The following is a 12,081-nucleotide window of genomic DNA, read 5'->3' on the forward strand; positions in this document are numbered from 1 at the left end:
CTGCCTTCCGGCCGGTGACCAGGCAATCTGGACCTAGTCAGGCAACGGTGTCCCGCTTCTCCGTTTCCAAGCCGCCAAGAGCACTCCAGCCGACGCCCTCTGGCGTCGCCAAGGAGATCGGGCACCTCCATCGACCCGTTAAGGGACTGGAGTTGCCCACGAGCGACCTGCAGTGCCCAGCACCTCCCGCCAGTCCACGCAAGTCCTACTGGACCAGGACCACGACTCCCAGACGGTCAGCCGGTCGCGCACCCCCGCGTCTTGCGGCAGCGGAATATCGCGGCGTAATCCGCACGGTGTTGGGACGATCGGACGCCCGGCCTACTGGTCGACGACGGCGAGACGACCGAGCCAGGGCAAGCGAAGCGACCGCCACCCCTCAGCGAAAACCTCGATCCAATCCGCAGCAGGGGCAGTCCGCCATGCCCTGACACCGCCACGGCCGCACTTGCCAGAAAACTGCAAATCTGGCAAACTTTAGGGGTTGAATGCTTGGAGATGATCGGAGGCCGACCGCGCCCATGCGCTCCATCGAGATCGATGACGAGGTGTTCGCGTTCCTGCAGAGTCAGTGCGAGCCGCTGGTGGACACCCCCAACGACGTGCTCCGGCGGCTACTCCTCGGCAGCTCCCGCCAGCCGCCGGCCACCTTGGCGGAGCGTCGCCCCGGAGACTTGATGCGTTTCATCAGGGCCGGTCTGCTGAAGGCTGGAGACAAGCTGATCCACATCCAGCCGCGTCGCGGGCTGACCCACGAGGCCACGGTGACAGCAGACGGCTGGATCAAGATCGAGGACGGCCGCGAGTTCTCCAAGCCTTCGCCCGCGCTCAAGGCGCAGACCGGAGTCGACATCAACGGCTACGGCAAGTACGTCCTCAAGGGGAACCCGGAGATCCGCCTTCAGGACCTCCGCGAGCAGCTGCGAGGCGGGGCCTGATGGCGACGCATCTAATCATCATCGGCGACCGGGAGCCCCTGGCCTGGGTGCTGGAGAACCAGCGGATGGCCTTCCCCGCCGGGCGCACCACCGGGCTCCCGAAGAAGGGTGACGAGATCTTCCTCTATACGACGAGGGGCTGCTTCCGGAATCCCGGGCGCGACCGGGGGCGGATCATGGGCCTGGCGACCGTCACGTCCGACGTCGCGACACTCCCGGTCCCCGTCTCGTTCGGCGACCGGGACTTCACCTCCGGATGTGCCCTCCAGGTGCACGGACTCGCCCAGCGCCATGAGGGGGTGGTCGTCGCCGACCTCGTCCCGCAGCTTCAGGTCTTCCCGGACCCAAAGACCTGGAGTGCCCGGATGCGCCGTGCATCACTGCGGCTGCCCGAGCCGGACGCCGATCTGCTGCGCCGGGATCTTCAGCCGATGCTCCAGCCCCGCAGGTCAGTTCTCAGCCAGTACGCGCTCTGATCCGGCCTCGGACCCTGGCCTACTCCGGTCCCAGCAGAGAAGGGGAGCACCCGCCGTAAACTGGCCGACGAGCTGTGTGCGCCGTCGGCCGGACGCGGCCCTTCCAAGCGTCCGGCTCCCCAAAGCCGCATGCATCCGCCGACGAAACCAGGTCCAAGGTTCGACACGGGTGGGGGCACGAGCCATGTACGAGCTGAACGAGGAGAAGGATCCGGCGGTACTGGGTCCGTTCGAACTGCTGGCCGTGCTCGGACAGGGCGGGATGGGCCGGACGTACCTCGGGCGCAGGCTCCCGCTGGAGAACCTCGGCCCCGAACTGGAGACGGGATACCACCTGACCGAATCCAGGGAGTCCGCCCAGCCGGCTCTGGCGGCGGTCAAGGTGATCAAGCCGTCGAAGCTGCGGGACAGTTCCGAGCATTCCGAGGAGGAGGCCCGGGCGCGGTTCGCGCAGGAGATCGAGACGATGCGTACGGTGGTCAGTGCCCGGGTCCCGGCGCTGCTCGGGGCTGACACCGACGCCGAGCAGCCGTGGCTGGCCATGGATTTCGTCCACGGCCCAACTCTTCACAAGCTCGTCCACACCTGCGGTCCACTGGCGGTAGGCCCCTACGGAGCACTCGGCCTCGCCTTGGTGGACGCTCTGCGCGCCATCCACGGCGCCAAGCTGCTGCACCGGGACCTCAAGCCGGGCAATATCGCTCTCGGTCCCGACGGCCCCGTCGTGCTCGACTTCGGTCTCGCCGTCCTCACCGAACGGGACAGCGACGCCGCACTCACCAAGACGGGCGCGAGCTTCGGCACCCCGTCCTATATGTCACTGGAGCAGGCGACCGACACCAAGCACGTCACGGAGTCGGCGGACATCTACTCGCTGGGGGCAGTGCTCTTCTTCGCGGCCGCCAAGCGGCCTCCGTACCCATACTCTCCCTTGCCCACCGCACCGAAGTGGGACGACGTGTACGCGCCGTACCTGCCGCTGCTGGGCCGGATTCTGGTGCAGGTGGCGGCGCAGCGGCCGTCGCTCGACGAGATCGAGAGCGACTTGCGCCAGTTGCTCGCCGGTCACGGGCTAACGGAAGAGACCGCCGCGGACCAGCTGCGGGCCCTCGTCGCGGAGTCAGGTCTGATCCCCGACCTCCCCGCGAAGGCCCTCTCCGACCTGGTCGACCCTGAGGTCCAGCAGGCGGCCCAGCAGGCCGTGGACCAGGGGGCCGCTCCGGACAGTCCGTGGACGCCCGACCTGTTCGACGAGTTCCTGGCCGCCGAGGCGGAGAACTTGGAGCCCCTGGACGTGGCGGCCGAGCCCGAGCCCGGCCCGGCCGGGTATGTACCGACCGTGGTGGACCCGGCCGCGCAACCGGCTCCAGAGGCTGCCGCACCAGGCCTCGCGCAGCCGACGGCGACCAGTTATCGCCTCGCGCCGCCGCAGCCCCCCTCGGCGGCCGAGCCCGCCGTGGCACCGCCCGTCGCCCTGCGAGCCGCCGAGCGGCTGCGGAGGGCATACGCCCACAGCGGGCGCCTCTGACCTGCCAGGGCATGGGGCTCGGTACGGACCCTCGAGAACGAGCTGTAGATCCCGGATCGCGGGGGCCTTTGTCCGTTTAGGCTTCAAAAGGGGCCTCGCGCCACCCCCTCACCGGTAGAAACAGAACCGCGCACGCCTAGTCCGGTGTGCGTCCCACCGTCCTGTCGAAAGGAACCGCCCGCCATGCCCGACGCAGCGTCCGACCTCCCCTCGGGCCCGCCCCCGGCGGGCACTGTGATCGAGGTACGGGACGAGGAGTGGCTGGTCCGCCACAGCGACCTGGTCCGCCCCGGTGAGTTTGTGATCGACGCAACCGGCGCGTCCGAGCTGGTCCGCGGGCACCGGGCGCGCTTCCTCACCTCGCTCGACGGCATGCCCCGCGTCCTCCGCCCCGAGAACACCCGGCTCGTCCACGACACGTCCGAGGGATACCGCCTCAGTCGGCTGTTCCTGGAAGCGGTCCTGCGCAAGACCCCGCTCCCCCAGATCGAGCGCCGTCTCGCGCTCACCGAGGGCTTTCTGCTCGACCGCATGGACTACCAGCTGCGGCCGGCCGAGAAGGCGCTCGCCAATCCGCTGCGGCCGCGCCTGCTGATCGGTGATGTCGTCGGCCTCGGCAAGACCCTGGAGATCGGGATCCTGCTCGGTGAGCTGATCCGCCGTGGTCGCGGCGAGCGCATTCTCGTGGTCACCCCGGCGCCGGTGCTCGAGCAGTTCCAGCACGAGATGTGGACCCGTTTCTCGTTGCCCCTCGTCCGCCTGGACAGCGTGGGCATCTCCCGGATCGAGCGGAAGATCCCGGTCGGCCGCAACCCGTTTGCCTACTACAAGCGCGTCATCATCTCGATGGACACTCTGAAGAACGCCAAGCGCTACGGCGCCTGGCTCCAGGGCATCGAATGGGACGCCGTCGTGATCGACGAGTCCCACAACCTGATCAACCGCGCCAGCGACCGCCGCATCCTGGCCGAGCTCCTCGCGAAGCAGACCGACGCCCTGATCCTCGCGAGCGCCACCCCGCACAACGGTGTGATGCGGGACTTCACCGGCCTGGTCCGGCTCCTGGACCCCATGGCCGTCAAGGACGAGCAGAACCCGAAGGCGTCCGAGCTGCACCACCTCATGCTGCGTCGTACCAAGGTGAGCAAGGAGGTGGCCAAGGCGCTGGACGGCGCGTGGGCGCCTCGCGGCGAGTCGAAGCCGATCCCCTGCACAGCGGGTGAGCTGGAGGAGCGCGTCTTCTCCGAGCTGACCGAGAGCTGGCTGCGGAATCCGGACCCGCACGGGGCTGATCATCTCTTCCCATACGTGTTGCTGAAGTCCTTCCTGTCCTCGCACCGCGCGCTGTTCGTGACGGCCCGCAAGAAGCTGGCCGGCCTGGGACATGCCCTGCCGGAGGGGCACAAGAACGTCACCGATCCGCCGGTGACTGGTGCGGAGGCTCACTCGGCGGTGCCGGAGGTCGCCTCGCTGCTCCGGCTCACGGAACTCGCCCGCGAGATCGAGCAGGCGTCGGCGGCCGGAGTCGCGGCCACGGCCAAGCTTGCCGCCCTCGTCACCTATCTCCGGCAGATCAAGGTCGGACCGGGCGGCCCGACCCGCGCGGTCGTGTTCTCCGAGCGCCGCGAGACCCTCAACTGGCTGGGCACGGTCCTCCCCGCGCTGTTGGGCTGGAAAAATCCCAAGGACGGTGAAGCCGCCGTCAAGGTGATGCACAGCGAGGTCTCCGACACCGTGCAGATGGACTACGTGGACGAGTTCGCGCGCGCCGGCAGCGACGTACGGCTGCTGCTGACCGGCGACGGCGCCTCCGAGGGCGTAAACCTCCACCGTCAGTGCCACCACCTCGTCCACTGGGATCTGCCGTGGAGCCTGATCCGGGTCGAACAGCGCAACGGCCGTATCGACCGCTACGGGCAGGCCAAGAACCCGGAATTCCGGGCGCTGATCCTGCGGAGTGAGGTCGACGGCGCCCTTGACGACCGGACCGTCGCAGAGAAGGTTCTCGCCCGCGAGGCACGGGTCCACGAGGTACTGGGTGCGGTGGAGGCCGCCACGAAGGAGGACGACTGGAGCAAGGAGGAGCGCCGGGTGATGGAGGCGCTGCTCCGCGACGCTCCGCCCGAGGAGGCGGTCGCCGATCTCCAGGCCGTCGACGTGGACGCGCTCGCCGAAGGCGGCGCTCTGAGCGACGAGTTCCCAGTGGCCCGCCGGACGATGAGCGAGTTCGGTACCGGCCCGGCCCCGGTGGAGCCGGAAGCCGATGTCTCCGGCTTCGACGCCGACTTCGATTTCGGCCTGGACCTCGACCTGGACGACTACGGGTCCCACGCGCTGGAAGAGTCCAATCCGGTGCGGGACCGACCCGCCTCGACCACGGACGACTCCGGCATCCCGACCGTGGACGAGCTGCGACTGTTCGACCCCGCCCCGGAGCGGAACCGTCTCCTGTACGTGCGCACCGGCCTGGACGAGCTTGCCAAGCTGGAGTCGTTCCACCTCAACACCGCCTTCACCGGAACCGACCTCAGCTTCGACACCCCCGAGGACCTGGCCGACCGGCTCGACGTGCTGCCACCCGGGTATCTGCGCGATCAGAACATCGCCCGCCGGATGAAGCTGACCTTCAGCCGCGAGGACGCGGCCGATTCCCTCAAGAGGGCCCGCGAGGACTCCGGCTCGTCCTCGCTCTGGCCGGACGCCCACTACGTCGGCGAACTCCACCCCGTGGTCGAGTGGATCACCGACAAAGTGCTCGTCCAGCTCGGCCGTCAGCAGGCCCAGGTCCTCCAGGTCGATCCCCTGGTCGCGCCCACGCCGGTGGTCCTCACCCAGGGCGTGTGGTCCAACGCCGAGGGGCGGCCGACCCTGGTCGCCTGGCTCGCCGTCGACCGCGTCGACGAGCCGGAACCCCGGGTCCGGGAACTCACCCCGGAGCTCCTCGCCGAACTGGGCATCGGCCCGGACATGCCCGACCACTACACCCCGGGTCCCTTGGAGGACCTTCAGCCGCTGGTCCCCAAGGCCGTGGCCGAGACCCGGCGGGCGCTCGACGGTCTGCGGGAGATCGCCGACCGGGAGGTCGACGCCCCGCTGCGCGCGTACGAGAAGCAAGTCGGCGACTGGCGGCAGGATCTGCTTCCGGGGTTCACCCGTTCCACCCGCGACGACGCGGCGGACCGCCTGGCCGAGGCCGCCGCCCGGCTGCGGACCTCGGGCGACCCGATGGTCCGGGTCCTGGCCGTACTGGAGCCCGGCGCATGAGTCCCCGCCCCCTCGACCGCACCCCCATGAACAGCAGCGAGCAGGAGCAGCAGGCGTGACGTTCGACTCCCTGATCAACGAGCGCGAGTACTTCCCGTCCTTCTACCTGGACGACATCCTGCCGAAGCAGCTCGCGAGCGGCCCCCTCAAGGAATGGTCGGCCCTTGAGCGTCAGGGCCAGGCCACTCCCCGGCAGAACCTGCGCGACTTGACCCGCCCCTATATGGACGTACGGGCGGTGCTCGGCCCGGACGCCGAGAAGTACAACGCGCTTCCGTACGCGCCGGCCGTCGCCGCGCAGGAGACGGCCGCCACCGCGCTCAAGGCCGCGGGCCCGGACATGGAACCGCCCTCCTTCCAGCCGACGCCGTCGGAGACGGAAGCGGACACCACGCCCGAGGGCGAGTGGCGAGCCACCCTGGCCGGGTGGCACGAACGCCTGCTGGAGGCGCTGGACTTCACCCCGCGGCCGGGTCACTTCACCGCCCACACCCCGACCGGCCCGGTCGCCGTGCCCGTGGCCCACTCGGAACCCGGCCTCCTCGTCCTGACCGGTGGTTTCGCGGAGGACCTGGACGCCACCCGGGGCGACGGTCCCGCAAACCTCCTCCCCGCCCCGGTCCGGCTCTCGGCCTCGAAGACGCTGACGACCGTCCGCGAGCTGGCCTCGTGGGTGCTGAACGCGGAGAACGCCCCGCGCTACGCGCTGCTCCTCTTCGGCAGCGTGATGATCCTCGCCGACCGGCAGGCATTCTCCCGGGGCCGTTATCTGGCGGTGAACCTGGACACGGCGCTGCCGCGCAAGGCGGCGAAGGGGGCGAAGGCCAACGAGATCGACCTGATCGCGGCGATCTTCGCGGCCTCGTCCCTGCGGCCCGGCGAGGACGGCTCGGACGACGAGATCGCCAAGCTGGTCGCCGAGTCCCGGGACCACTCGGTGGGCGTGACCGCCGAACTCCGGGTCGGACTGCAGAAGTCCGTCCAGCTCATCGCCAACGAGGTGCTGCGACGAGCCCGCGAGGAGTCCGGCGTCCACCCCGAAGACCTGCCGGACTGGCTGCCCGACGCCCTGAAGGAGCCCGGCGACCTACCGCGTCTGCTGACCGAGGAGTCGCTGCGCTACCTGTACCGGATTCTGTTCCTCCTGTACGCGGAGGCCAGGCCCGAGCTCGACATCCTGCCGGTAAAGAGCGAGGCATACGCCACCGGGTACAGCGTGGCCCGGCTGCGCGAGCTCGTCGTCCAGGAGAAACTCGGCAGCGCGTCCCGGGATCGGTTCCACTTCCATGAGTCGCTGGCCCTGCTCTTCGAGAAGGTCTTCACCGGCCACCCGGTGGCAAACACGGTCACCGACCGAAACGCGCCGATCGAGGAGGCGCCCGAACTGGCCGAGGACGACGGCCACGAGAGCGTACGCATCGAGGCGCTCCGCTCGCGGCTGTTCGACCCGAAGTCGATAAAGCTGGTCGGGCAGCGGATCTCCTACCCGCACGCTGCTCTCCCTGACGGCTCGCCGGCCCCGGCGAAGCCCCTGGACCTGCGGCTGCGCAACAAGGTGCTGCATCAGGTCCTTCGCCACCTGACGCTGGTCGAGGGCCGGGGGAAGGGCCGCGGCGGGTTCATCAGCTACGCCAACCTCAGCATCAACCACCTCGGCGCGGTGTACGAGGGCCTGATGTCGTACACCGGCTTCATCGCTACCGAACCCATGTACGAGGTCGCCAAGGGCGGCAACCCGGAGGGCGGGTCCTGGCTGATCACGACCGACCAGGTACGGAGTGGGCTGTACTCGGACGCGCCGGGCGACAGCGTCTTCGTCAAGGAGGAGGGCATCAACCCGGAGACGGGCGAGCCGGACTCGGTGGTGCACCCGGTCGGCTCGTACGTATACCGGCTGGCCGGCCGGGACCGGCAGACGAGCGCCTCGTACTACACGCCGGAGTCCCTGACCCAGGCGACGGTCGAGCAGACGCTCCGCTTCCGGCTGGACGACGAGGGCCGGGTGGACCCGCGTGAGCCGGAGAAGTCCGAGGTCACGGCGGCGGAGGTGCTGCGCTGGCGAGTGTGCGAACCGGCACTCGGCTCCGGCGCGTTCCTGAACGAGGCGGTCAACCAGCTGGCCGAACTTTACCTGAAGCTGGCGCAACACGAGCGGGACGAGCAGATCGACCCGGAGGAGTACCCGCGCGAACTCCAGAAGGTCAAGGCGTACATCGCCCTCCACAACGCCTACGGCGTCGACCTCAACAAGACGGCGGTGGAGTTGGCGGAGATCTCGCTGTGGCTCAACACCATGTACCCAGGCATGCGGGCGCCCTGGTACGGACTGCACCTGCACCGGGGCAACTCGCTGATCGGGGCGGCGCGGAAGGTGTACCCGGGCCAGTCGCTGGACAAGGGCGGCTGGCTGAAGGCGTCCGACCAGCAGGCGCCGAAGGCGGTTCCGCTGACCGAGAAGCTGACGGGTGGCGGTGTCCACCGGCCGGTACACCAGTTCCTGCTGCCCGCGCTGGGGTGGGGGTCGGTCGGCGAGTCGGTGTCGGTGCGGAAGAAGACCGGGCAGAGCGTGGTGGCGGGGGCTGTGGCCGAGTGGCTCGACCCCCAGCTGATCGAGGCGATGAAGAAGTGGCGTTCGGGCATTCGCCGGGCGCCGAAGGGCGAGAAGAAGTCGCCGTCCGCGTCGGAGAAGGCCCCGACGACCCAGGCCGACGTCCTGAAGAGGGAGGCGCGGAGCGGGCAGGGCGCGTTCGATCTGGGCCTGGAGATCTGGGAGCAGTCGGGGTTCGATTTCTCGGCGGCGGCAGCGGACGAAGCCCCGGCGCCCACTCCCGCGAAGCGAACGGCGCAGCCGCGGCGCGGTGCGAGCACGGGCATGGATGACGGCACCTACGGGCAGGCTGGGCGCCTGCGGGCCCTCGCCGAGCGGGTGGAGTACCTGTGGGGCTTGGTCAAGCTGCGGCTTGAACTGTCGGAGCAGGAGATCTCCCGGGCCATCCCGGTGTGGGGTGCGGAGAGCCGTGGGGAGCAGTCGGCCCCGGTGATGGACCGGGAGGCCGTCCGTCAGGCCCTCCAGGTGGAAGGAAGCCCGTACTGGCGGCTCAAGCAGGTCATGGACGCGTGGTGCGCGCTGTGGTTCTGGCCGCTGGAGGAGGTTTCGCTTCTCGATGGTACGGCGCCCGACTACTTCGACGGGGCGCAGGACCTGAAGAAGCTCAGCAAAGGCAGCCATGACCGGAAGGTGGCGCTGCGGAACCTCGACGAGTGGATCGAGTTCGCAGAGTCGGTCGTCGGGCGGGTGGATGTGGAGCCGGGGAAGGCCACCGGCTCGCTGTTCGAGATCCCGACGGTCGAAGGGCTTAAGGGTCTGGATGAGTTCGAGCGGACCCTCGACGAGAAGATGCGCGAGATCTCGGGCTGGGTGGACCCCTTGAACCTGGGGCACGTCTTCCCGTGGCACGGGACGGCTGTGCGGATCGCGAAGGATCGGGGCTTCTTCCACTGGGAACTGGACTTCGCGCATGTGTTTGCGGGGGGCGGGTTCGATCTGATGGTGGGAAATCCGCCGTGGGTCAAGCAGGAGTGGAAGGAGAGTGGCGTTCTCGCAGAGTTCGAGCCGTGGTTCGAACTGGCAGAGAAGCCGAGTAATGAGGCCTGGGCGGAGCGCAAGGAGGCGGTGCTGGACAAGGCGGCGGCTCGGTCGGTGTTCATGGGGGAGCTGGCGGACTCTGCGGCGGTGTCTGGGTACTTGGCGTCGGTGGACAACTACCCAGAACTGGTAGGTACACAGCCGGACGTGTATCGCGGGTTCATGTTGCTGGCGTGGCGCGCGACGGGAGAGCGCGGCTCGGTAGGACTCATTCACCCTTCAACTCATTTGACCGGGGCCAAGGAAGGCCCTCTTCGGAAGGCCGCATATCGGCACCTCCGCTTGCACGCCGACTTCGTGAACGAGCTCTATCTGTTTGCGAGGCCAGTGGATCACAGCACGCACTTCAGTGTGAACATCTACGGGCGGGCACAGCAAGTGCGGTTCCATCACCTCAGCTGGCTGGTTCACCCGCTGGTGCTCTCTGAGTCTCTGCGGCACAACGGCAACGGAGAGGCGCCTGGAATCAAGTTCGACAACACCTGGGACAAACGACCGCACGCGAAGCGCGTAATCACTGTGGATCAGGCCACGCTGGCCGAGTGGCAGAAGTTGTCGGGGGAGGAAAACCCGCCGCCCGTCGACGAGGCCAAGCTGCTGTTCCCCGTCACCGAATCCGAGAAGTCGGCCATCTCAGCCCTCGCCCGATGGTCACACCGGCTTGCTGCGCTGAACCCGCGCATCAGCGCTGGCTTCCACGAGAAGAACGACCGGACGGCTGGCTATTTCACCTGGGACTCCGGACCTGCACGGACTTGGAACGACGTTATCCTTCAGGGGCCGTTCTTCGGCATCGCCACACCTTTCGCCAAGCGGCCCATTGCGGGAGCCCGTACGTCACTTCAAGTCGAGCCTTGGGCCACAACGAACCTCGCAGATAATGAGGTTCCCCGAAGCAACTACAGCCCGGCAGGGTCGCGTACACGTTTTGTTGCAGCCCAGGATCGCTGGGTGGACCACGAGCGTCTCGCGCAGCTACGCGGCTGTCCGGCAGCTGTTCATGCTGCCGAAGCCGACATCAAGGGCGCAAAACCCAATCTGAGCGAGGCTGATCGGAAGCAAGCCGTGGAAGCGCTGCTGGAAGCGGCAAGCACACGCCCCTGCTCCGAGTTCACCCGCGTCGTCTGGCGGCGCCAGATCCCCTCGAACACCGAACGAAGCCTCTTCGCAGCGCTCGTCCCGGCCGGGCCGACTCACATTGACCTCGTCAACTCAATGGCGCTCGCCAGCAACCTGGAAACGACGCTCGCGGCAGGATTCATGTCGGCCCTCCCCGTGGACTACTACATGCGGGTTACCGGTCGAGGAGATCTGCGCATCGGCGAGGCCAAGACACTGCCAGCCCCAACTGCAGGGCACCCCCTCGCTCCGGCGTTGGTCCTGCGGATTCTTCGACTTAACTGCCAAACCGACGCCTATGGCGAGCTGTGGGCAGAGCTGCACACCCCCGAATGGCGAGAGGACATCTGGGCCGCACGAACTGCATGGCCTGCGGAATTCCCTTCCTTGTCCGACGACATCAAGTCCACATGGCGTCGGAGCACGCCTCTCCGCAGTGAGGCCTCACGACGCGCCGCGCTCGTCGAGATAGACGCCCTCGTAGCCGTCTGGCTCGGCATCAGCGCGGACGAGCTCGTCGCCATGTATCGGGCTCGCTTCCCCGTGCTTCAGCAGTACGAGGAAAACATGTGGTTCGACGCGACCGGGCGACGCATCGCCAAGGCGCATCAGCAGCACGGGTACGGGCAGCCCAAGGACGCCTGGAAGCAGCTCAGCTCGCATGAGAACTTTCCGCTCGAGGCCAACGTGCCCGACGGGTACGAGGGTCCGCTCTACCGCGCAGACCGGGTGAAGGAGATGCGGGCCGCGCACGCGGAGTTCACGCGGCGGATGCGGGCCGCCGGCTGGGAGCCTGGGGACACTGAGCCGCCGGGAGCCGCCCAGCAATAGGCCGGGCGCCGAAATCCACGCAGTTGCGGGGCCGTCCGCCCGCTCCCGTCAGAGGGGTGGGGCGGACGGCCGGGCTCGAACCGGAATCGGCCTGACTCGACAGAGCCTCCTGGCCGACACCCCTCAGTGGCCACATTCCGGAGGGCAACTGTCAAGAGATGCAGTTTGAGTAACACCCCGCTCAGGCGCCGGAGCCTCCGCGCGGTATAAGGCCTGACCACCTTGCCGCGAAGCTGACCCCCAGGAAACAGGCACAGCCCCGCACCGGACGGGATGCGG

Annotated in this window: 5 protein-coding genes; all 5 read left to right on the forward strand. The window is 68.4% G+C overall.

What is annotated here, in order from left to right; genetic code table 11:
- The first annotated feature begins 521 nt into the window (after window positions 1–521).
- The 5 genes from ACX9I7_RS21055 (at window position 522) to ACX9I7_RS21075 (ending at window position 11,802) form a co-directional block, all read left to right on the forward strand.
- On the forward strand, window positions 522–938 hold the full coding sequence (locus tag ACX9I7_RS21055; RefSeq protein WP_459388168.1) for a restriction system modified-DNA reader domain-containing protein: 417 nt from the start codon (window positions 522–524) through the stop codon (window positions 936–938).
- A complete protein-coding gene (locus ACX9I7_RS21060; RefSeq protein ID WP_459388169.1) occupies window positions 938–1,414 on the forward strand; it encodes a hypothetical protein in 477 nt (158 codons plus the stop codon). Before ACX9I7_RS21055 ends, ACX9I7_RS21060 begins: the two co-directional genes overlap by 1 nt.
- A gap of 184 nt (window positions 1,415–1,598) precedes the next feature.
- Window positions 1,599–2,942 (forward strand): serine/threonine-protein kinase, encoded by a 1,344-nt coding sequence (locus ACX9I7_RS21065; RefSeq protein WP_459388170.1) that lies wholly within the window; start codon window positions 1,599–1,601, stop codon window positions 2,940–2,942.
- A gap of 183 nt (window positions 2,943–3,125) precedes the next feature.
- Window positions 3,126–6,206 carry an SNF2-related protein gene (locus ACX9I7_RS21070; protein ID WP_459388171.1) on the forward strand — a complete coding sequence of 1,027 codons (3,081 nt, stop codon included), beginning with the start codon at window positions 3,126–3,128 and terminating at the stop codon, window positions 6,204–6,206.
- 55 nt (window positions 6,207–6,261) lie between these two features.
- On the forward strand, window positions 6,262–11,802 hold the full coding sequence (locus tag ACX9I7_RS21075; protein ID WP_459388172.1) for an Eco57I restriction-modification methylase domain-containing protein: 5,541 nt from the start codon (window positions 6,262–6,264) through the stop codon (window positions 11,800–11,802).
- The last annotated feature ends 279 nt before the right edge of the window (window positions 11,803–12,081 follow it).

The sequence above is a fragment of the Streptomyces sp. L500 genome, from assembly GCF_054551825.1.